Raw genomic sequence first — 22,098 nt, 5'->3', positions numbered from 1 at the left:
GGGGCGGGGCTACCGGGCGGCCCGCGACCACCAGTCGAGGCGCAGGCAGAGCCGGCCGCCCATCCAGTACTCGACCCACTGCCCCAGGTCCAGCGGCGTGCAGCCGGCCGGTACGGCGGCCGCCGGCGGGACGGACGGCACCGGCTGCGGGGTGGCCGACGGGGCGGGGCCGGAGCCGCGGCCGGACAGCACGGACCGGTAGACGGCGGAGGACTCGGGGTTGTGGCCGCACTGCCACACGCCGTGCGGGCAGTAGTCGGTGAGCGTGTTGTAGAGGGGTTTGTGCTCGTCCATCCAGGCGAGCATGCCCTTCATGTACTCCGCGTTGTCGCCGTTGCGGAACAGTCCCCATTCGGGATAGGAGATGGGCTTGCCGCGGGCTTTCGCGAATTCGACGTGGTGCCGCAGGCCGTAGGGTTCCGTCACCTGTTCGTCGAACGGCATGCCGCGCGGCTGGTCGTAGGAGTCCATGCCGATGATGTCGACCGTGTCGTCGCCCGGGTAGCACTCGGTCCACGGGATCGCGTCCCGCCCCCGGCTCGGGGTGAAGTCGAACCGGAACTCCTGGCCGGGGACCGCGCGCATGGTGGTGACGATGCGGTTCCAGTACGTCTTCCAGGCCTCCGGGTCGGGCCCGCAGCGGTGGGTGTAGGTGATGCCGTTCATCTCCCAGCCGAGCACCAGGACCGTGTCCGGCACCCTCAGCTCCACCAGCCGCTCGGCGAGCGCGCGGAAGTGGTGGTCGTAGCGGCCGGCGGCGCCCTCCCGCAGCAGCCGACGCACCTCGTGGTCGTCCAGGCCCTCCTCGTTGCGCTCCAGCATGGGCACGTTGAGGACGAGCATCCGGTCGTCGGCGCCGCGCCGCCAGTTCGCCCAGACGTCGAGGAAGCCGGGGCGGCCCTCGATGTTGCTCCAGCGGTCACCGGGCAGGTACGTGTGGCCGACCCGCAGGCGGGCGCCGCCCAGCCACTGGCTGAGCTCGGCCATGCGGGTGACGCCGCGGGGGCCGTAGTCGAGGTAGGCGCCGAAGGCGGGCTCGGGCTGTCCGGATGCCGGGGGTGCCGGGGACGCCGAGGGTGCCGACGGGGCGGGCGACTCCGGGACCGTCGGGGACGGCGTGGCCGTTCCGGGGGCGGGGTCCGTGCTTCCGCCGGCGGCGAAACCGGGTCCGGCGGCCAGGGTGGCGGCCGCGGTGACCGCCGCGGCGACACATGCCAGCCGTCGCAGCCGGGGCCGTCGCTGCTGTGGGGCCATGCCTGCTCCTCAGATTCGTCGCCGCGGTGCCGCCGCGCCCGGTGTGCGCCGCTGTCCCCACGTCTCCTGGTCGTCCTGCCGTACTGACACCCAGTCATATGAAATGCCATCACGCCACCGCCGCTACGGCTTTCGAGTGCTGCCGTCGCCCGCACCGGTGACCGAATCGAAGGAAATGAACCCGTGTCCCTGCTCGACGCCCGTGTCCCCGCCGTGCTGCTGCGGATCGACCGGAACCCCTTTCACCACGGAACGCTGGGAGCCGTGCGGTCGCTCGGCCGGGCGGGCGTGGAGGTGCACGTGGTCGCCGACTGCGGGGGCAGCCCGGTCCGCGCCTCCCGCTTCGTGACGGCGCTGCACACCCCTCCCCCGCCCGGTGCGGACCCGGCCGAGGTGGCGGCGGTCCTGCTGCGGGTGGCGGCGCGCATCGCCCGGCCGGCCGTGCTGATCCCGATGGACGACGCGGGCGCGCTCGCGGTGAGCCGTGCCCGGCGGGAGCTGGCGCCGGCCTACCTGCTGCCGGACCGGTCCGGGGCCCTGCCCGAGCAGGTGGCCGACAAGGCCGGACTGTCCCGGCTGTGCGGGACGCTCGACGTCCCGCACCCGTCGACCGTCGCCCCGGACAGCGCCGGCGAGGCCGCCGCCGCGGCGTGGCGGCTGGGGCTGCCGGTGGTGGCGAAGTGGAGCAGGCCGTGGCTGCTGCCGCCGGGCAGCGGGCTGCGGAGCACCGTGCTGCTGCGCAGTGCCGGGGAGGCGCGGGAGCTGTACGGGCGGCGCGCGGAGGCGGGCAGCCCGCTGCTGTTGCAGGCGTTCCTGCCGCCGGGCCCGGACCGGGACTGGTTCTTCCACGGGTACGCCGACCGGTCCGGCGGCGTGCGGGCGGGCGGGGCCGGGCTCAAGCTGCGGTCCCGGCCGCGCGGGGCGGGGCTGACGGCGGTCGGCCGGTGGGAGCCGAACCCGAGGGTGCGGGCCCTGGCCGAGCGGCTCACCGTCGAGCTGGGCTACCGCGGCATCCTCGACCTGGACTTCCGCCGGTGCGCCGGCACCGGTGACTACCACCTGCTCGACTTCAACCCCCGCCCCGGGGCCCAGTTCCGGCTGTTCACGGACACGGCCGGACTGGACGTCGTGCGGGCACAGCACCTGGACCTGACGCACCGTCGGCTGCCGGAGGGGGAGCCGGTGCCGGGGCGGGCGTTCGTGGTGGAGAACTACGCCCCGCTCGGCGCGCTGCGGCGGGCGCCGGGCGGGCGGGAGCTGGCCTGGTGGGCGCCGGACGACCGGGCGCCGGGGCGGGCGATGTGGGGGCTGTGGGCCCGGCACGCGGCGGGGCGGCTGCCGGCGCGGCTGCGCCGGACGGGCGGCCGGGCGGTGCCGCAGCCCGCGGTCCGGGTGGTGCGGCAGGGGGCGGCACCGGAGGGCGCGGGACACGCCGACGAGCGGGCGGGCCGCCGCTGACACGCGCGGGCCCCCGCTCCGGGGCACGCGCGGCGGCGGGTGCCCGGCAACGGGGGCTGCGGGGGCGTCGGGGTCAGTGGCGGGAGGCCGTGCGGGACCGACGGTAGAGGACGGCACCGCCCGCGATGAGGGCGAGGCTCGCGGCCGCGGCACCGGCCATGTTCTCGCTGCCGGTCTCCGGCAGGCTGGGCGGGGTGGACGGCGGCGTGGTGGGCGGCGTCGTCGGCGGAGTGGTGGGAGGCGTGGTCGGCGGCGTCGTGGGAGGCGTCGTCGGCGGAGTGGTGGGGGGCGTGGTCGGCGGCGTCGTCGGCGGGGTGGTGGGCGGCGGGGTCTCGCCGTAGCCGGGAGGCTCCTCGTTGGCGCAGGAGTTGCCGAAGACCGGGTTGAGCAGGCCGATCACGTTCACCGAGTTGCCACAGGCGTTGACGGGCACGTCGACCGGGAGCTGGGCGTTGTTGCCGGAGCCGACGCCGGGCGAGCCCTCGGTGTACCCGTCGGCGGAGGCGCCGCCGCCGGGGCCGTACCCCTCGTCGCCGCCGGGGCCGTGACCGTGGTGGCCGGAGTCGCCGTTCCCGTGGTGACCGGAGCCGTGTCCGGAGTCGCCGTTCCCGTGGTGACCGGAGCCGTGTCCGGAGTCGCCTTCGGGGCCGCGGTGGCCGGAGTCGCCGCCGGGCCCGTGGCCGGAGTCGTGGTGGCTGCCGGAGTCGTGGTGGCCGCCGGGGGCACCGGGGGTGCCGTGGTCCGGTGAGCCGCTGTCCCGGTGCTGCTCCGACACGTTGGCGCACTCGTTGCCGAACGCCGGGTTCAGCGCGGCGGCCACGTCGACCGTGTTGCCGCAGACGTTGACCGGGACGTGCACCGGAACCTGGATGTCGTTGCCGGACACGACGCCCGGCGAGCCGTGCGCGGCGCCTTCCGCCTGCGAGTCGGCGAGGGCGGTGCCGCCGCACAGGGACAGAATGCCCGTCGCGGCGGCCGCCGCGACCATTCCCTTGCTCAGGGTCTGTCGCATTGTCGTTGTCTTCCTGCTTGAAGAATGGTGGAGAAGCGGTACGGCCGACCCGGGAACGATCACTGTTCGCCGGGCCGGCCGTGACGCCCGGCCGTGACGGCCGAGCGGGACATCGTCAGTCGTTCACGCACACGTTGCCGAAGGCCGGGTTCAGCAGGCCGATCACGTTGACGGTGTTGCCGCAGACGTTGACCGGGACGTGGACCGGGACCTGGATCACGTTGCCGGAGAGGACACCGGGGGAACCGATCGCGGCACCCTGGGCGCCCGAGTCGGCGACGGCCGGGGCGGCCATGCCCAGGGCCATGAGTGCGCCCGCGACGAGAGCAGCGCTCTTCTTCATGAAGTTTCCCTTCTCTGCGGTCATGCCCGTGTGACGGCCTAAACCGAGCGAGCGCAGCTGGACGGCTCGCACCATGACCTGCAGCCTGCAAACGAGGAATTGACGGTCGAAGAAACGACGGAACGGGCAGGACCCGGGAATTCACCCGGATGCTCCACGCCACGTCGGTGACATACCTCCGAGCGGGCGGTGTCCACCGCCCGGCCGGCCCCGCACAAGCCCGCGCGCGGCCGGGCGGCCCGTCCTCCGTCGACGGGAGCGGGCCGCCCGGGCCGCGTGCGGTGCGGCTCAGTCCTCGACGTTGGCCGACAGGACCGACAGGTCCTCCAGGATGTGCGACAGGGCGGCGTCGCCCTTCGCCTGGGTGGAGTTGTCGGCGCACTGCTGGTTCAGCTCGTCCGACAGGATCGGCACGTCCTGGACCGGGACCAGGTTGATGACGGCGACGTTGACGTCCTCGACGCCCAGGCACGGCTTGTTCAGCGTGCCGTCGACCAGCGAGAGCTGCGGGCTCATGTCGCCCTCGGTCGACGAGTTGCCGAACGCCGAGGAGGCGCCGTTGCCGTTGGCGACGTTGGGGCCGGAGTCGTCACCGATGGCCAGCGCCGTGGGAGCGGCCGCCACCGACATACCGATGACCGCCGCGGCGACCATAGCCTTCTTGAGCACTTCGCGTTCCTTTCCTCGTAGCGACGCATGTCGTAGCGACGCAAGTCCTACGGCTGCATCAACAGGCGTCGCGGGTTTTGGTTGCGGGCGTTCACCCGGTTGGCCCGCATGACTTTCCCCGGACCTGGGAAAAAGGGGCCTCCGCCGCCCATCGGTTCATTTCTCATATGGGCCGACAACACACTCCGGTGTCCGCCGACGGGGTGAAGGGGAGAAACCCTTGCGGGCACGGGCAGTTGACCAGGTCGCCTCGGTGGACGGGGTTTCGTCAGAAAGGACTTGGCCAATGATCAAGAAGGCTATTGCCGTTGCGGCGATCGCCGCTTCCGCCATGGGCACCGGTGTCGCCATGGCGCCGCAGGCGCTGGCGATCGGGGACGACTCCGGTCCGAGCGTGGCCAACGGCAACGGAGCGATGCAGAGCTTCGGCAACTCCTCCACGTACGGCAACATGAGCCCGCAGATGGCGCTGATCCAGGGCTCGTTCAACAAGCCCTGCATCGCGGTCGACGACATCCCGGTCTCGGTGCTCAACCTGGTTCCGCTGCAGGGTCTGAACATCCTGTCGGACGAGTCGAACCAGCAGTGCACCGAGAACTCCACGCAGGCCAAGCGCGACGGTGCCCTGTCGCACCTGCTGGAGGACGTGTCGATCCTGTCGGCCAACGGCGAGAGCTGAGCGGTTCACGACGCGCCGGGAGAAGGCGCGCGCGAGGGCGGGGTCACCGGTACGGCCGGTGGCCCCGCCCTCGTCATGGGTCCGGGCGGCCGGACCCCGCCGGTGCCCCGGCGGCGGGGCCCGGGACCGCTCAGGAGTAGAGCTTGTCGATGTCCGCCGCGAACGCCTGCTGCGCGGCCTGCCGCTTGACCTTCAGGGACGGGGTCAGCAGTCCGTTCTCCTCGGTGAACTCGCCTTCCACCAGCCGGAAGGCGCGGATCGACTCCGCCCGGGACACCGCCTCGTTGGCGTAGTCGACGGCCTTCTGCACATCGGCCCGCATCCGCGGGTCGTCGATCACCTCGGACATCGGCGTCCCGGCGGGCAGCCCCCGCACGGACAGCCAGTGGGCCACCGTCTCCGGGTCCAGGGTGATCAGCGCGCCGACGAAGGGCCGGTTGTCACCGACGACGAGGCACTGGCCGACGGGAGGGCGGCTGCGCAGCCGGTCCTCCAGGACGGCCGGGGAGACGTTCTTCCCCCCGGTGGTGACGAGGATGTCCTTCTTGCGCCCGGTGATGGTGAGGTAGCCGTCCGCGTCGAGGGAGCCGAGGTCGCCGGTGGCGAACCAGCCGTCGTCGAGCACCTGCCGGCTCGCCTCGGGGTTGTTCCAGTAGGAGCCGAAGACGATGCCGCCCTTGATGTGGACCTCCCCGTCGTCGGCGATGCGCACGGCGGTGCCGGGCACCGGGAGGCCGACGGTGCCGGGGCGCGGGCCGAGCGGCGGGACGACGGTGGCGGCGGCGGTCGTCTCGGTCAGGCCGTAGCCCTCGTAGATGAGGATGCCGGCGGCGTAGAAGAAGAGGTTGAGGTCGCGTTCCAGCGGGGAGCCGCCGCTGATGGCGTACCGCAGGCGGCCGCCGAGCTCCTTGCGGACGCGGCGGTAGACCAGCAGGTCGTAGAGGGCCCGCGCCGCGTGCAGGCCGGGTCCGGGCCCCTTGCCGCCGTGCAGGAGCTTGTCGAGGTGGGCCGCGCCGAAGCGGACGGCGATGCGGTGGGCGCGTTCGAAGGAGGAGCCGCGGCCGATCTTCTCGGCGGTGGCGCGGCCGGTGTCGTGGATCTTCTCGAAGAGGTAGGGCACGCCGACGAGGAAGGTCGGCCGGAACGCCTTGAGCGCCGGGCGCAGTTCGTCCGGTCTGATGCTCGGGAAGTGGCCCACCTCGATGCGCGCCGACAGGCAGGCGATCTGGATCGTGCGGCCGAGGATGTGGGCGAGCGGGAGGAACAGCAGGGTGGAGGCGGTCTGGTCGGTCACCTCCTTGAAGATGGGGTGCAGCAGCTCGACCGTGTTGGCGGCCTCGGCGTGCAGGTTGGCGTGGGTGAGGACGCAGCCCTTGGGTCGGCCGGTGGTGCCGGAGGTGTAGCACAGGGTCGCGACGGTGTCCGGGGTGAGGGCGGCGCGGCGGCCGGTGACCTCCTCGTCGGGGACGTCCCGGCCGAGGGAGGTCAGCTCGTCCAGGGCCCCGGCGTCGAGTTCCCGGACGCGCGGCCGTTCGGCGTGGTCCGCGGTGGCGGTGGTGACGGTGGCGGTGTTCTGCGGGGTCTCGGTGACGACGTGGCGGGCCCCGGAGTCCCGGACGATCCATTCCACCTGGTCGGCGGAGGACGTGGCGTACACGGGCACGGTGACGCCGCCCGCCGACCAGACGGCGAAGTCCAGGACCGCCCACTCGTAGCGGGTGCGGGACATCACCGCGACCCGGTCGCCGGGCTCCACGCCGTCCGCGATCAGGCCCTTGGCGACGGCGGTGACCTCCCGGGTGAACTCCGCCGCTGTGACGGGGTGCCAGACGCCGTCGCGCTCGCGGCGCAGCACGACGTCGTCCGGCGCCTCGGCGGCGTTGGTGTACGGGATGTCGGCGGTGCTGCCGGAGGCCGGCCGCGCCGCCAGGGGGGCCGCGCGGACCTCGCGGACGACGCCGTCGCCGTCCACGGTGGTCTCGACGCCGGCCCCTCCCGCCGGGCCGGTGCGTCGTGTGGCTCGTTTCAGGTCCCTGCGTACGCCCATGGCGGCTCCCGGTCGCGGCTGGCGGCTCTCGTGCTGGTGCTGGCGTGCTCTGCGAGTCCGTTACTTACTCCGGAGTAAACTTACCGGTGCGTAGCAGCCAGTCAATGGGCGGGGCGGACGGGGCGGACGCCAGGGGCCCGGCGGGGGACGGACGGGCGCGGGCCGGCGGGGGCGGCGGGCCGGGTGCCGCGTCCGCACACCTGGCGTACGCACGGCCGTACGCCGGATCGGGTCAGGGCGGGCCGATGCGGGTCGGGCCCGGGCGGATCGGGGCCGGTCAGGTCAGCCGGTCCGCCGTGCGGATCGCCTCGGCCAGGCCGCGGACGGCGTCGTCCTCGGTCCGGGCCGCCAGGTCCGCCGCGCGTTCGGCGAGCAGGCCCAGGGCGGGCGCGCCCGGCAGGGCGCCCGGGCGGCCGGGGTGGCGCGAGCGCAGGGCGTCGGCGAAGTAGGCCGCGGTCGCGGTGACGGCGAGGCCGTCACCGGAGCGCCACACGGAGGTGCCGAGGGCGTCGGTCTCCAGGTCGCCGGTCTCCTCGTGCGGGGCCCGGCTGTCGGGGTCGAGCCAGCGGACCGTGGCGGTGGCCAGGTGCCCCTCGGCGCCGGGCCGGGTGCGGACCGCGTACAGCGCGGTGACGGTGTGACCGGGGCCGACCTCGCCGCCGTCGACCCGGTCGTCGCGGAAGTCCTCGTCGGCGACCCGGCGGTTGTCGTAGCCGACGAGCCGGAACTCGGCGACCGTCTCCGGGTCGAAGGCGACCTGGGCCTTGGCGTCCCGCGCGGTCAGGTCGATGGAACGGGGGAGGTCCTCGCAGAACACCTCGCGGGCCTCCTCCTCGTCGGAGACGTACACCGTGTGGCCGTCGCCCCGGTCGGCGAGGCGTTCCATCAGCGCGTCGCCGTAGTCGCTGCCCACGCCGACGCCGAAGAGGGTGATGCCGTGTTCGCGGCGGGAGCCGGAGATGCGTTCCAGGATGGCGTCGGCGTCCGTCTCACCGGTGTTGGCGAGCGCGTCGGAGACCAGCACGACCCGGTTGGTGGCACCCTTGCGCAGGCCCTCGACGGCGGTCTCGTAGCCGGTCTCGACGCCCGCGCCCAGGTTGGTGGACTGCGCGGGCCGCAGGCTGTCGACGGCGTCGTGGACCCGGCCGCGGTGGCCGCCCAGACGGGTCATGGGCAGGACCGTCTCGGCCTCGTCGCTGAAGGTGACGAGGGCCACCGCGTCGTCGTCGCGCAGCCGGTCGGTCATGGTGGCCAGGGAACTCCTGGCGAGGTCCAGACGGCCGGGTTCGGCCATGGAGCCCGAGATGTCGACGACGAAGGTGAGGGAGGCGGGCGGCCGGTCGCCGGAGTCCTCGGCGGGCCGGGTGGCCAGGCCGACCCGGACCAGGGACCAGTCCTCCTCGGGGGTGCGGGCGCCGTCCACGGTGACCGTGAAGCCGTCCCCGCCGGGGCGTTCGTAGTCCTGCCGGAAGCTGTTGACGAACTCCTCGGGACGCACCGTCGACGGGTCGGGCAGCCGGCCGTCGGCCAGGGTGCGGCGGGCGTAGCCGTAGGAGGCGGTGTCGACGTCGAGGGCGAAGGTGGACAGGTGGTCGGGGTCCGGCTCGGGGGCGACGTCCCGGGAGTCCTGCTCGCCCTCGCGCTGCCGGTCGGTGGCCCGGGGGCCGTCGGGTGCGGGGTGCGGCGCCCGGTGGCCGCCGCCCCGGTCGTAGGACGAGTCCGCCGCCGACTTCCCGCCGGAGTCGTCCCCCGCGGAGCAGCCGGCGAGCAGGAGACTGCCCGCCGCCGTGAGGGCGAGGAGCGCACCGCCCCACCTCCGCCCGCCCCGGCCCCGCCTGCCGTGCCCGTGGTCCGTGTGTGCCCCGTGCCGCTCCATCGCCCGTGTCCCCTCCGCCGGTTGACGTCGACTTCCTTGACTGTGACGGCCGGGCGGGCCGGAACGTGCGGTACGGGGTGTTGCGGGTGCGTTGCGAAGAGGGCACGGAAACCGCCCGCCGAGACCGGTGGGTGACCTTCCGTTGACCGGGGAGGGGCGGGCGGCGGCCGGCCGGACGGGTCAGGAGACCACGTCCTTCCTGGTGAAGTGCCGGAAGGCCAGCGCGAACAGCACCAGGGCGTACGTGACCGAGACGGCGGAGCCCTGGATCATGCCGGACCACTCCGGGGTGGGCTGGACCGCGTCCGCCCAGGCGAACTGCCAGTGCGCGGGCAGGAAGTCGCGCCAGTCGCCGAGCGCGGTCACCGCGTCGAGGACGTTGCCGACGATGGTCAGGCCGACCGCGCCGCCGACCGCGCCCAGGGGTGCGTCGGTGCGGGTCGACAGCCAGAACGCGAGCCCGGCGGTCACCAGGTTGGAGACGAACAGGTACGCCACGACCACCACGAGCCGCTGGGCCGCCGTGCCGGGGTCGAGCGAGCCGCCGGTGGGGATCTGCAACGGCCCCCAGCCGTAGGCGGCGGTGCCGACGGCGAACGCGACCACCGGCAGCAGCACCATCGCGGCCAGGCTCAGCCCGAGTCCGACGGCCAGCTTCGACCACAGCAGCCGCATCCGGGGCACCGGCGCGGCGAGCAGGTAGCGCAGCGACGACCAGCCCGCCTCGGAGGCGACCGTGTCCCCGCAGAACAGGGCGACGGGGATGACGAGGAGGAACCCGGCCGACACGAACAGGTTCACGGCGACGAAGTTGGCGCCGGACGCGGTGGCCGTGTCCATCAGGGTCACGCGGCCGTCCCGGCCGTCCGGCTCGCCCCCGATGGCGAACGCGACGACCAGCACGAACGGCAGGGCGGCGAGGATCCCGCCCATGACCAGCGTGCGGCGGCGCTTGACCTGGCGGACCAGTTCGACGCGCAGCGGCAGGGTGCGGCCGGCGCGGTAGCCGTCGGCGACGGCGGTTGCGGTGGCGGGCCCGGGGCCCGCCTCCCCGTCGCGCTCGTCCCGCTCGGTGAGCGTGCTCATGCGGAACCTCCGATCAGGGTGAGGAAGGCGTCCTCCAGGCGGCCGTGCGGGCCCACCGACTCCACCGGCACGTCCAGCCGCACGAGGTCGGCGACCAGGCGGGCGGCGGTGCCGTCCGCGTCCAGCCGCACCAGCAGCCCGTCCTCGGCGCGCACGGCCGAGGCGACGCCGGGCAGCGCGGCCACCTTCTCGGCGAGCGGCTCGTCCACGGGGGCGGCGGTGCCGACCAGCAGGGTGTCGCCGGTGCCGACGATCTCGTGCACCGGGCCCGCCTGGACGAGCCGTCCGCGGTCCATGACGACGAGGTGCGTGCAGGACTGCTCGACCTCCGCGAGGAGGTGGCTGGAGACGATCACGGTGCGCCCGTCGGCCGCGTAACGGATCATCACCTCCCGCATCTCGCGGATCTGGGGCGGGTCCAGGCCGTTGGTGGGTTCGTCCAGGATGAGCAGGTCGGGCAGGCCGAGCATGGCCTGGGCGATGGCGAGGCGCTGGCGCATGCCCTGGGAGTAGGTGCGCACCGCACGGGAGAGGGCGTCGCCGAGGCCCGCGATGCGCAGGGCCTCGTCGAGGTGGGCGTCCTCGGCCGGACGGCCGGTGGCACGCCAGTACAGTTCCAGGTTCTCCCGGCCGGACAGGTGCGGCAGGAAGCCCGCGCCCTCGACGAAGGCCCCGACCCGGGACAGCACCGGCGCGCCGGGCCGCACGGCGTGGCCGAAGACCCGGATCTCGCCGGCGTCCGGCTTGATCAGGCCCATCAGCATCCGCAGGGTGGTGGTCTTGCCCGCGCCGTTCGGGCCGAGGAGCCCCAGGACCTGGCCCCGCTCGACGCGGAAGGAGAGGTCCCGCACGGCGTACCGATCGGCGGAGCGGGCGTAGCGCTTGCTCAGGCCGGTGATCTCCAGCGGCAGGCCGGCCCGTTCGGGGTCGGGGGCCGGGGCGGTGGTGCGGCGGCGGCCGGTGAGGACCAGGACCAGGGCGGCGACGGCTCCGGCGATCGGCAGCCACCACACCCAGGCGGGCAGCGGGGCCGCCGCGGTGGTCACGGCGGGCGCGGTCGGCACCGTCAGGTGGCCTTCGAGGTCGACGGTGTAGGTGGCGGGGGCGGCCGGGGAGGCGTAGCCGAGGTCGGTCGAGGCGATGACCAGGCGGAGGCGGTGGCCCTTGCGCACCTCGTGGTCGACGGCGGGCAGCGTGATCGTCACGTCCTGGCCCGCCTTGGCGTTCTCGACCCGCAGCGGGGTGACGAGCTGGGAGGGCAGCACCTGCTGCCGGCCGTCGGGGCCGACGTCGTAGAGCTTGCCGAACAGCACCGCGTCGTCGCTGGTCGAGGTGACGCGCGCGGTGATCTGCGGGGAGCCGGTGATGCGCAGGTCGCGGTTCAGGGGCTCCGACTGGAAGCGGGCGTGCTGGCCGGGGAAGTCCAGCGAGACGCCGACGCCGAGCGAGAACAGCTGGGAGAGCCCGCCGCCTGCTCCGGAGAGGCCCGGGAGGGCGGACACGGCGGGCGGGTTGGCTCCCGCCGGGTTGTCGAAGCGCTGCGCGAGACCGGTGAGGCGGACGGTCTGCGGCCCGCTGCTCAGCCCGGGGTACCGGTCGGCGCTCGCGCCGCGCAACTGGGCCTGCCCGTCGGTGGAGTCGACGCCGCCGGTGCGGCTGACGCGGAAGGCGGGGCCGGTGTCGGCGTTCTCGTCGCCCTTGAGGTGGCGGTCGAACCAGGCGCGGACGCGCCGCTCGACGCGGTCGGTCTCGGGGGCGCCGCCGTCGTGGCCACCCGCGATCCAGTCGACGCTCACGGGGGCGCCGTTGGCGCGGATCGTCCGCGCGGCGGCGTCGGCGTGGCCGAGCGGGAACAGTGAGTCGGACTGGCCCTGCACGAGGAGCGCGGGCACGTCGATGCGGTCGGCGACCGCCGCCGGCGAGCGTGCCTCCAGCAGCGTGCGGGCCTCGTCGTCCGGCACCCCGGACTCGGCGACCCGCTCGTACATCGCGCACAGGGCGGGCTCGAACCGGTCGCAGCCGCCGCCGGAGGTGACGAACATGCCGGCCCACAGCTTCTTGAACACGCCGTTCGGGAACAGCGCGTCGGCCAGGTCGAAGTAGGTGATGGAGGGGGCGATCGCGTCGACCCGGTCGTCGTGTCCGGCGGCGAGCAGGGCGATCGCCCCGCCGTAGGACCTGCCGGCCATGCCGACGCGCGGGTCGCCGTCCTCGTCGAGCCGGACCTCGGGCTGCTCGGCCAGCCAGTCGAGCAGCCGGGACACGTCGGCGACCTCGCCCTCGGGGTCGTTCAGCCCGATCTTCCCGGTGGACTTCCCGAAACCGCGGGCGGACCAGGTGAGGACCGCGTACCCGTCCCGGGCGAGGTCCTCGGCCTGCTGCCGCACGTCCTCCTTGCTCCCGCCGAAGCCGTGCCCGAGCAGGACGGCGGGCCGGCGGCCCTCCGGGCCGGACGTGAAGTACGAGGTGTCGATGCGTACTCCGTCGGCCGTGGTCAGGGCCCGGTCGGCGCGCTCGACGGGGGCGGCCCCGTCCTCCGAGGCGACGGCGGTCCACGTCCCGGCACCGGCGAGCACGACGACGGCGGCCGCCGCGGCGGCCCATCGCCGGCGGCTCCCGCCGCCTCGTGCGCGGGCCCGCGGACGGAACTTTCGGAGGTCCATCCTGGAACCCTAAGGGAGACCGCCGGGCCCGCCGGTTGCCCCCAGGGGGATACCGGTCCCCACCCCTGGTCGTACACCGGCCCGCCGCGTACACCGGACGCGGTACGGCGGGGGCGGGGAGGGGGCGGGGGCGGGGGCCCGGTGGGGCTTGGAGTTGGGGTGGGCCGTAGGCGGGGGCCCGGTGGGGCTTGAAGTTCAGGTGGGCCGGGGGAAGGCCGGAACCCCGGATCGGTGGTGGCCGGGCCGGGGCTCCTGCGTTCGGGGGCGGGCCGTGCAGGTCAGCCCACGCGACGCGCCCTGACTCCGTCGGCCTCGAAGTCGTAGACGCGGTTGTTGATGCGCAGACCGTCGACGGCGCCGATCCACATGTGGTCACGTCCCTTGCCGACCGCGGCCGTGAGAATCGTGGCCTCGTCGCCGCCGTCGTTGAGCGATGCCTTCAGCTGGTCGAACGTGCACTGGGCCGCCTGGTTGCACGAGGTCTCGTTGCCCGTCAGGTACCAGTAGCCGGTCTTCGTGGCGTCGAGGAACGGGCTCCAGCGGTTCGTCACCGGGGAGGCGTCCGGCACCCACACCATCGTGGAGTAGTTGTCCATCGGGTGGGCGCTCAGGTTCGGGTCGATCTCGAACCTGATGTTCGGCATGTTCTCCGGGCCGCCGTAGGTGACGTTCTCACCGGTCTGGAAGACGTGGAAGCCGAGCTTGTTCAGGTCGCGGACCCGGTCGCCGAAGAAGTCGACCTCATTGCCGAAGTCGACCTTCTCGCTGGGCGGGTTCAGCGTGGTGGAGTTGTCGGCCACCTCGATGCCCAGGCTGCCCTGGCCGTAGGGCGGGCGGGCGGACGGGCCCGTCACGCCGAACGAGCCGAACGGGCCGTCCCGGAGCGCGGCGACGGGCGAGCCGATCGTGTTGCGGGTGATCACGCCCCAGTGGTCCGCGCGGGTGGCGTTCCCGTTGCCGTTCTGGTTCCCGTTCGGGTCTCCGTCCGCGGTGGCGGGGGCCGCTCCCAGCAGGGTCGCGGCGGCGATCGCGGCCACGGCCGTGGCCACCGCCGTCCTGCCGCGTCTCATGCCAAAGCGCATGTTCACACTCACTCCTTGCCTGTGGTCGAGGGCCGGGCGACCGCCCGGCCGACGGATCGGTCACACGCCGACGTCCGGTCGAACGCGCGCCCGCCACAGCGTCCAGGTGAAGGAAGGGTGAAGATGCGGCGACATGCTTGCGTTTCGCCCAATTGCTCCGATCAACACATCGGATGGACGGACAGGCCGCCGGCGGAGTGCTCCCGGCTCGGTCCGGGGAACAACCCCGAGGGCCGGGGCCGCGGCGGTGAGCCCGGCCCCGGCCCTCGGGGTGTCGGTGGGGCGGGTGGGGGTGAGTTGGGTGGGGGGGTCGGGTGTGAGTGGGTCGGGTGTGAGTGGGTTGCCGGGCCGGCGGATGGGGTGCCGGTGGGCCGGGTGCCGGGCCGGAGTCGGTCGGGAGTCCGGATGTCGCGCGTCGGGTGCGGGACGGCGACGGGATGGGCGGGACTCCGGCCGGGCGGCGGGCGGTCAGTGGTTGCGCGGGAAGCCGAGGTCGACGCCCGCCGGCGCGTCGGCCGGGTCGGGCCAGCGGGTGGTGACGACCTTGCCCCGGGTGTAGAAGTGCGTGCCGTCGTTGCCGTAGATGTGGTGGTCGCCGAAGAGCGAGTCCTTCCAGCCGCCGAAGCTGTGGTAGCCGACGGGCACCGGGATCGGCACGTTGACGCCGACCATGCCCGCCTCCACCTCCAGCTGGAAGCGGCGGGCGGCGCCGCCGTCCCGGGTGAAGATCGCGGTGCCGTTGCCGTACGGGGAGGCGTTGATGAGGTCGACGGCCTCCTCGTAGGTCTCGGTGCGCAACACGCACAGGACCGGGCCGAAGATCTCGTCCTGGTAGGCCTTGGCGGACGTCGGCACCTTGTCCAGGAGCGAGATGCCGATCCAGTGGCCGTCCTCGTACCCGTCGACGGTGTGACCGGTGCCGTCCAGGACGACCTCGGCGCCCTCGGCGGCGGCGTTCTCCACGTAGGAGGCGACCTTGTCGCGGTGGGCCTTGGTGATGAGGGGGCCCATCTCGGACGTGGGGTCGTCGCCGGGACCGATCTTGATCTTCTCGGCACGCTCGCGGATCTTCTCCACCAGGGTGTCGCCGATCGCGCCGACGGCGACGACCGCGGAGATCGCCATGCAGCGCTCGCCGGCGGAGCCGTAGGCCGCCGAGACGACCGCGTCGGCCGCCGCGTCGAGGTCGGCGTCGGGCAGCACCAGCATGTGGTTCTTGGCGCCGCCGAGGGCCTGAACGCGCTTGCCGTTGGCCGAGGCCGTGGTGTGGATGTAGCGGGCGATCGGGGTGGAGCCGACGAAGGACACCGCCTTGACGTCGGGGTGGGTCAGGAGGCGGTCGACGGCCAGCTTGTCGCCGTGGACGACGTTGAAGACGCCGTCGGGGAGCCCGGCCTCGGCCATCAGCTCGGCGAGCCGGACCGCGGCCGACGGGTCCTTCTCCGACGGCTTCAGGACGAAGGTGTTGCCGCAGGCGATGGCCAGCGGGAACATCCACATCGGCACCATGGCCGGGAAGTTGAACGGGGTGATGCCGGCCACCACGCCCAGCGGCTGACGGATGGACGCCACGTCGACGCGGCTGGCGACCTGGGTGGACAGCTCGCCCTTGAGCTGGACGTTGATGCCGCAGGCCAGGTCGACGATCTCCATGCCCCGCGCGACCTCGCCGAGGGCGTCGGAGTGCACCTTGCCGTGCTCGGCGGTGATCAGCTCGGCGATCTCGTCGCGGTGGGCGTCCACCAGCGCGCGGAACCGGAACAGGATCGAGGTCCGGGTGGCCAGCGACGACTGGCTCCACGACCGGTAGGCGTCCTTGGCGGCGGCGACCGCCGCGTCGACCTCCTCGACGGAGGCGAAGGCGACCTTCGTGGTGACCTCGCCGGTCGCCGGATTCGTCACCGGCCCGTGCGTACCCGAGGCGCCTTCGGCGGTCTTCCCGCCGATCCAGTGGTTGACGATCTTCGTCATGACCGAGAACTCCTTCGCAAGGGACGGCGTCGGGTGGGACGTGCCGGGTGTACGGCTCGCGTGCCCCTGACCGGGGGCGGCCGCACCTCCGGCGGCGCCGCGGTTCCGGGCACGGTTCCATCCCAGCAGGTGCGGACGGGCGGCGCTCCCGACACAGTGTCGGCCGTTGCGGTCCCCTTGTAGACACATGTGCGGCGGCAGGTACGGCACGCGTGCGGCCATGCCTGCGCCGCCCTGCCCCGACCTGTGCGGGCCCGTGCGGGCCTGTGCGCGTGGGCGTACGGAGGTACGGACGTGCGGAGGTACGGAGGTACGGAGGTACGGAGGTACCCGGGCCCTGAAGTCGGGAGGTACGGGAGCGCGGGAGTTCGTGCATCCGGGAGTGCGGCCGCTTCGCAGGTGAGCAGGGGCGAGGGTGACGGCGGTGAGGGCCGGGGGCGCGGGCGGAAGCCGGGGACCTCCGGCGCGCGGCCTTGGCGGGCGGGGAGTCTTCGCACGCCTCTTCACTCCTGCCAAAGCGAAGGGGCCGTTCGCGCCGGAGGCGATCGGTGCCCGGGATGCGGGCGCTCTACCGCACGGCTCTCCGGGCTTTCTATCCGTGGCGCATCGCCCTGTCAATGTTTTGTCCGGACATACTGACGATTTCGCGTCGGCCGGACGCTCACCCCTCTTCCGCGGGGCACCCGGTGCACCCCCGACACCACGGCGCAGGGGACCGTCAGCCATGGGCGGCGTGGCCCGGCCCGTGTCCATGCGCCCCGCCGGGGTGACCGGCGTACGCCTTTGCGTCACGATCGTCACAGTTGCCCCGGTCGTGTCACGCCTGTCACGCCTACGCGGGCCTTCCGTCACATCCGCACCACAGCCCCCGTCCCAGCCCCGGTCGGCGTCGTTGACCGGGCACAACGCTTGGTGATCGCCAGCGCAGCACCCGGCTCCCCCTGACGGCCGCCCCTCGGCCGCCGCCGCGGTGCGCGCGGGGAGGTGCAATTCATGACCGACCGACGGCTGTGGTCGTACAAGGACATCGCGGCCCACATCAAGGTGCAGCCGGACACCGTGCGCTCCTACCGCAAGCACGGCCTGCTGCCCCCGCCGGACCACGTGGAGGCGGGCAAGCCCTACTGGTACGCGGACACCGTCCGCTCCTGGGTGGCGTCCCGCCCCGGCAACCGGGGTGGCCGCAGGTGAGCTCACCTGCGGCCACGGGTGACCTGACCGGGCTCCGGCACCCGTAAATCCGCTGTGCCCCACCCGGGTGGTGGGGCACAGTGCTGCCATGAGTTTCGCCGTCAAGCCCACGCTGACCGGGGAACGCACCGTACTGCGCCCCTTCACCGCCGACGACGCCGCCGGCATGTGGGAGATCCTGCAGGATCCCGAGGTGGTCCGCTTCACCTTCGACCCGTCCACCGAGCTGACGCCCGGGCAGGTGCGCTCCTGGTACGCCTCCCGGTCCGCGCAGGCCGACCGGCTGGATCTCGCCGTCACCGACCGGGCCACCGGCGAACTCGTCGGGGAGGTCGTGCTCAACACCTACGACCCGGACGCCCGGAGCTGTGTCTTCCGCACGCTGATCGGGCCGCGCGGCAGGGGCCGGGGGCTCGGCACGGAGGCCACGCGGCTGATCGTCGGGTACGGCTTCGAGCACCTGGGGCTGCACCGGGTCGAGCTGGAGGCGCACGGCGACAACCCCCGCGCCCTGCGCGCCTACGAGAAGGCCGGCTTCGTGGTGGAAGGGGTGCGGCGGGAGTCGCGGTGCCGGGACGGCGTGTGGGTGGACGAGGTGATCATGGCGCTGCTGGACCGGGAGTGGGCGGCGCTCACGTCGTCCACGGTGCGATGACCGTGACGCCCGCGCCCGGTGCCGTGTCCATGGCCGCGAGGGCGGCCGGGGCCGCGTCCAGGCCGATGGTCCGGGTGACCAGCAGGTCGGGACGGAGCCGCCCGGTGCGGACCAGGTCCAGCATCGGCGGGTAGGCGTGGGCGGCCATGCCGTGGCTGCCGAGGAGTTCCAGTTCCAGGGCGACGGCCCGGGCCATGGGTACCGGGGTGGTGCCGGTGGCCGAGGGAAGCAGGCCTACCTGCACGTGCCGGCCGCGTCGGCGCAGGCCGTTCACGGAGGCTGCGCAGGTGGCGGGCGAGCCGAGGGCGTCCAGGGAGAGGTGGGCGCCCCCGCCGGTGAGGTCGCGGACCGCTTCCGCCGGGTCGTCGACGGACGAGGCGTCCAGGCATGTCTCGGCGCCGAACCGCCGGGCCATCTCCAGGGCGCCCGGTGCCACGTCGACGGCGACGACGCGCGCACCGGAGGCCGCCGCGATCATCACGGCCGACAGCCCCACCCCTCCGCAGCCGTGCACGGCCACCCACTCCCCCGCCGCCAGGCGGCCCTGCTGCACGACCGCGCGATAGGCGGTGGCGAACCGGCAGCCGAGGGAGGCGGCCGTCGCGAAGGACATGTCCCCGGGGACGGCGACCAGGTTGACGTCGGCGTGGTCCAGGGCCACGTACTGGGCGAAGGAACCCCAGTGGGTGAAGCCGGGCTGGGTCTGCCGCTCGCACACCTGCTGGTCGCCCGCCGCACAGGCGTCGCAGGTGCCGCAGGCGCAGACGAACGGCACCGTGACCCGGTCCCCCGGCTGCCAGCGCGTGACCCGGTCGCCGGTCGCCTCGACCACGCCCGCGAGTTCGTGGCCCGGGACGTGCGGCAGGGCGATGCCGGGATCGTGACCCTGCCAGCCGTGCCAGTCGCTGCGGCACAGCCCCGTCGCCTCGACGCGCACCACGACCCCGTGCCCGGCCGGTTCCGGGTCGGGCACCTGCCGCACCTCGGCCGGTTCCCCGTACCGTTCGAACACCACCGCCCGCATGGCCGCCCGCCTTCCGTCGGCGCCGGCGGCGGGCCCGGGCCGCGGCGGGCGCGCCCGGGTTCCCCGCCTCTCCGGCGAACACCGCGTTTCGGCGGAACGCTATCCGCGGGCCCGGACCGTGCCGCGCCCGGCCCCGGCCGCGGTGCCGGTTCCGTCCTCGGCGCCGCCGCCGTCCTCGGTGCCGGTCCGGCCCTCCGTGCCGCTGCCGCCGGGCGGTTCCGGGGCGGCGGGGGCGGGTCCGGCGCCGTGCGGTGCGGAGGCGGCACCGGTGCCGGGAGGGGCAGCGCCGTCGGCGGCGGCTCCGGCAGGTGCGTCGGCAGCGGCGGCGGCACCGGTGCCGGGAGGGGCAGCGCCGTCGGCGGCGGCTCCGGCAGGTGCGTCGGCAGCGGCGGCGGCTCCGGTGGGCGTGCGCGGCGGCGCGGACTCGCCCTCGCTCAGGCCGAACCGGGTGTGGAACCGGCGCAGCGGTGCCGGCGCCCACCAGGTGGCCCAGCCGGTGAGGCGCATGACGGACGGGACGAGGAGGCTGCGGACGATCATCGCGTCCATCAGCACCGCCAGGGCGATGCCCAGGCCCAGCATCTTGGTGTTGGTGACCCGCGAGGTACCGATCGCGACCATGACCACCGCGAGGATGACCGCCGCCGCGGTGATCAGCCCGCCCGTGCGCTGCAGGCCGTGGCGGACGGAGCCCTCGTGGTCGCCGGTCCGGTCGTACTCCTCCTTGATGCGGGAGAGCAGGAAGACGCCGTAGTCCATGGAGAGCCCGAAGGCGACGCAGAACATCAGGACGGGCAGCGTCGTCTCGATGTTGCCCGGGGCGGTGAAGGCCAGCAGGCCGGAGAGGTGGCCGTCCTGGAAGACCCAGACCACGGCGCCGAACATGGCGGTCAGACTGAGCGCGTTGAGCACCACCGCCTGGACGGGTATCAGCACGCTGCCGGTGAGCAGGAACACCAGGAAGAGCGTGACGACGACGATGAAGACGGCCGCCGCGGGCAGTTGTTCCGCTATGGCGTCCTTGGAGTCGACCAGCACCGCCGCCGCGCCGGTGACCTTGGTGTCGAAGGAGGCGTCCAGCGCCCGCAGGTCACCCACCAGGGCCTGCGCCGCGTCGTCGACGGCCTCGCCCTTCGGCAGCACCGTGAAGTAGGCGGCGTCGCCCTCGACCAGCGGCCCGTCGACGCGCACCACCTCGGGCAGGGCGGCCACGCGCTCCTTGTAGGCGGCGTACTCGGCCTCGGTCGCGGGGCCCTCGGCGAGGACGTCCAGTCCGCCACCCGGGCTGCCCGGGAAACCGTCGCGGATGTGCTGCTGCACGACGTGGGACTCGGCGTCGGCGGGCAGTTGGCGGTCGTCGGCGGTGCCGAACTTCACGCCGAGGAAGGGCAGTCCGAGCAGCACCAGCACGGCCGTGGTGCCCAGGGCGAAGAACGGGGCGCGGCGCATGACCACCGTCGCCGCGCGGCCCCACGCGGCCCCCTCCTCCCGGCCCGCACCCACTGCCGGGCCGGGCTTCGCCGCACCGTCCGTCCGCGCACGCCCCGTCCGCGCACGGCCCGTCCGCTCCGCTCCGCCCGGTTGCTCCGCTCCCTCCGGCTGCTCCGCCTTGCGGCGCCGGCGGCGGCGGAAGAGGCGGCGCAGGTCGAGCGCGTCGACGCGGTGGCCGAGGAGGACCAGGGCGGCCGGCAGGAGGATCAGGGCCGCCGCCGCGGCCAGCAGCACCACCGCGATCCCGGCGTAGGCGAAGGACCGCAGGAAGTACTGCGGAAAGAGCAGCATGGCCGCCAGCGACACCGCGACCGTGAGGGCGGAGAAGAGCACCGTGCGTCCGGCGGTGCGCAGGGTGGTGCCGACGGCCGTCCGGGGGTCGGCGCCCGCGGACAGTTCCTCGCGGAAGCGGCGGACGATGAACAGGGCGTAGTCGATCGCCAGGCCGAGGCCGAGCGCGGTGGTGAGGTTCATCGCGAAGACGGAGACGTCGGTGATCTCGGTGAGGCCGCGCAGGACGGCATTGGTGCCGAGGATCGCGACGATGCCGATGCCCAGCGGGAGCAGGGCGGCGACGGCGCTGCCGAAGACCATCACCAGCAGCACGAGCGTGACCGGCAGGGCGATGAGCTCGGCCCGCAGCAGGTCCTCCTGGATGATCGTCTGCATCTCGTGCCGCACGGCGACCGGGCCGCCGATGCCGACCTCCACCACGCCCTGCTCGCCCCGGAAGGACGGCGCCATGCGTTCCAGCGTCTCGTTCATGGTCGTCTCGTCGCCGGTGATGCGGGCGGCGATCAGCGCCTCGTGTCCGTCCTCGGCGCGCAGGGCGGGCGAGCGGGTCTGCCAGTAGGAGCCGACGCCGGTGATGCCGGGCTCGCCGGCCAGGCGCTCGGTCAGCCGCGTGGCTTCGGCGACCACCGCGGGGTCGTCGACGGAGGCGTCCCCGGCGTCGACGAGCAGCAGGAGGTTGGGCTGCGAGGCGGGGAAGGCGTTCTCCAGGGCACGGGTGGCGTAGGTGGACTCGGCGTCCGGGTCCTCCCAGCCGCCGCTGCCCATGCGGTCGGCGACCCCGCTGCCGGCCAGCACCGCGAGCACGGTCAGGACGAGGCCGGCCAGCAGGGCCAGTCTCGGGCGGGCCGTGACGAAGCGGGTCCAGCCTCCGACGCGTGGTGGATCGTTGACTTCGGTCATCCTGCGGTGTCCCCTTCACCGTGAACCGCGCCCCGCACCCCCACGCGCCCCGGGCCCTGGCGGTCCACGCGGTGCAAACGGGCAGGCGGCATGGTTGTGCCGTTGCCATAGACTGGCAAACACGAGAGATCGCTCGCGTTTCACAAGAATGCGAGCGACCACTCGCGTTTGTCAATCGCGTGCCGAAAGCTGGGGATGACACGTGCCGGACCAGACCGGAAAGCCCGAGAGGGAGCTCGCGCCCGACAGGGACCGGGCGGACGCCGAGGCGAGGGAGGCGACCGCCGAGGCGAGGGAGGCGACCGCCGACCAGGCCCGCAGGCCCTCCGGCGGCACCGGCGCGGGCGCCGCACGGACGGGCGCCGGGAAAACCGGGGCGGCGGCGGAGGAGCGGCCCCGCCGC

At 73.9% G+C, this 22,098-nt stretch carries 16 protein-coding genes; 4 read left to right on the top strand and 12 right to left on the bottom strand.

Features of this window, described 5'->3' with window-relative positions:
• Positions 1 to 9 precede the first annotated feature (9 nt).
• Positions 10 to 1,254 carry a glycoside hydrolase family 26 protein gene (locus ACSU53_RS20295; RefSeq protein ID WP_437029721.1) on the bottom strand — a complete coding sequence of 415 codons (1,245 nt, stop codon included), beginning with the start codon at positions 1,252 to 1,254 and terminating at the stop codon, positions 10 to 12.
• Positions 1,255 to 1,437: 183 nt separating this feature from the next.
• Between ACSU53_RS20295 and ACSU53_RS20290 the strand changes: the two genes are divergently transcribed.
• A complete protein-coding gene (locus ACSU53_RS20290; RefSeq protein ID WP_437029719.1) occupies positions 1,438 to 2,712 on the top strand; it encodes an ATP-grasp domain-containing protein in 1,275 nt (424 codons plus the stop codon).
• 73 nt (positions 2,713 to 2,785) lie between these two features.
• Here ACSU53_RS20290 and ACSU53_RS20285 read toward each other — a convergent pair whose 3' ends face one another.
• From ACSU53_RS20285 to ACSU53_RS20275, 3 genes are all read right to left on the bottom strand, one after another.
• A complete protein-coding gene (locus ACSU53_RS20285; RefSeq protein ID WP_437029717.1) occupies positions 2,786 to 3,724 on the bottom strand; it encodes a chaplin in 939 nt (312 codons plus the stop codon).
• Positions 3,725 to 3,839: 115 nt separating this feature from the next.
• Entirely contained in the window at positions 3,840 to 4,067 is a 228-nt protein-coding gene (gene chpD / locus ACSU53_RS20280; RefSeq protein ID WP_437029715.1) for a chaplin ChpD, read from the bottom strand.
• Positions 4,068 to 4,355: 288 nt separating this feature from the next.
• Positions 4,356 to 4,736, bottom strand: coding sequence for a rodlin (locus ACSU53_RS20275; protein WP_437029713.1), 381 nt, complete (start codon positions 4,734 to 4,736; stop codon positions 4,356 to 4,358).
• A gap of 286 nt (positions 4,737 to 5,022) precedes the next feature.
• Here ACSU53_RS20275 and ACSU53_RS20270 point away from each other — a divergent pair, with 286 nt between their 5' ends.
• Positions 5,023 to 5,415, top strand: coding sequence for a rodlin (locus ACSU53_RS20270; RefSeq protein WP_437029711.1), 393 nt, complete (start codon positions 5,023 to 5,025; stop codon positions 5,413 to 5,415).
• 130 nt (positions 5,416 to 5,545) lie between these two features.
• On the opposite strand, the gene ACSU53_RS20265 is transcribed toward ACSU53_RS20270, so the two are convergent.
• From ACSU53_RS20265 to mmsA, 6 genes are all read right to left on the bottom strand, one after another.
• Positions 5,546 to 7,462 carry an AMP-dependent synthetase/ligase gene (locus ACSU53_RS20265; protein WP_437029710.1) on the bottom strand — a complete coding sequence of 639 codons (1,917 nt, stop codon included), beginning with the start codon at positions 7,460 to 7,462 and terminating at the stop codon, positions 5,546 to 5,548.
• A gap of 277 nt (positions 7,463 to 7,739) precedes the next feature.
• Positions 7,740 to 9,338: a YfbK domain-containing protein gene (locus tag ACSU53_RS20260; RefSeq protein ID WP_437029708.1), complete on the bottom strand. Its 1,599-nt coding sequence runs from the start codon at positions 9,336 to 9,338 to the stop codon at positions 7,740 to 7,742.
• A 180-nt stretch (positions 9,339 to 9,518) separates the two neighbouring features.
• Positions 9,519 to 10,424 carry an ABC transporter permease gene (locus ACSU53_RS20255; protein ID WP_437029706.1) on the bottom strand — a complete coding sequence of 302 codons (906 nt, stop codon included), beginning with the start codon at positions 10,422 to 10,424 and terminating at the stop codon, positions 9,519 to 9,521.
• Positions 10,421 to 13,087, bottom strand: a complete 2,667-nt coding sequence (locus tag ACSU53_RS20250) for a CocE/NonD family hydrolase (protein WP_437029704.1) — start codon at positions 13,085 to 13,087, stop codon at positions 10,421 to 10,423. Before ACSU53_RS20250 ends, ACSU53_RS20255 begins: the two co-directional genes overlap by 4 nt.
• Before the next feature lie 278 nt (positions 13,088 to 13,365).
• A complete protein-coding gene (locus tag ACSU53_RS20245; protein ID WP_437029702.1) occupies positions 13,366 to 14,169 on the bottom strand; it encodes a hypothetical protein in 804 nt (267 codons plus the stop codon).
• Positions 14,170 to 14,637: 468 nt separating this feature from the next.
• Complete coding sequence (gene mmsA / locus ACSU53_RS20240) at positions 14,638 to 16,140, bottom strand: CoA-acylating methylmalonate-semialdehyde dehydrogenase (protein WP_437029700.1); 1,503 nt, start codon at positions 16,138 to 16,140, stop codon at positions 14,638 to 14,640.
• Between the two features lie 993 nt (positions 16,141 to 17,133).
• Here mmsA and ACSU53_RS20235 point away from each other — a divergent pair.
• Both ACSU53_RS20235 and ACSU53_RS20230 read left to right on the top strand, forming a co-directional pair.
• The gene (locus tag ACSU53_RS20235; RefSeq protein ID WP_362089942.1) at positions 17,134 to 17,331 is read left to right on the top strand and encodes a helix-turn-helix transcriptional regulator; all 198 of its coding nucleotides are present in this window, start codon (positions 17,134 to 17,136) and stop codon (positions 17,329 to 17,331) included.
• Between the two features lie 88 nt (positions 17,332 to 17,419).
• Entirely contained in the window at positions 17,420 to 17,986 is a 567-nt protein-coding gene (locus tag ACSU53_RS20230; protein ID WP_437029698.1) for a GNAT family N-acetyltransferase, read from the top strand.
• Here ACSU53_RS20230 and ACSU53_RS20225 read toward each other — a convergent pair.
• Both ACSU53_RS20225 and ACSU53_RS20220 read right to left on the bottom strand, forming a co-directional pair.
• The gene (locus ACSU53_RS20225) at positions 17,964 to 19,010 is read right to left on the bottom strand and encodes a zinc-dependent alcohol dehydrogenase family protein (protein ID WP_437029696.1); all 1,047 of its coding nucleotides are present in this window, start codon (positions 19,008 to 19,010) and stop codon (positions 17,964 to 17,966) included. The genes ACSU53_RS20230 and ACSU53_RS20225 overlap by 23 nt on opposite strands.
• A 99-nt stretch (positions 19,011 to 19,109) precedes the next feature.
• On the bottom strand, positions 19,110 to 21,695 hold the full coding sequence (locus tag ACSU53_RS20220) for an MMPL family transporter (protein ID WP_437029694.1): 2,586 nt from the start codon (positions 21,693 to 21,695) through the stop codon (positions 19,110 to 19,112).
• Positions 21,696 to 22,098: the final 403 nt, after the last annotated feature.

It is taken from the genome of Streptomyces sp. enrichment culture, from assembly GCF_964273255.1.
In the GTDB taxonomy this organism is placed as follows: domain Bacteria; phylum Actinomycetota; class Actinomycetes; order Streptomycetales; family Streptomycetaceae; genus Streptomyces.
Note: the sequence above shows the minus strand (reverse complement) of the source record. Positions and strands in the feature narration are given on the sequence as shown.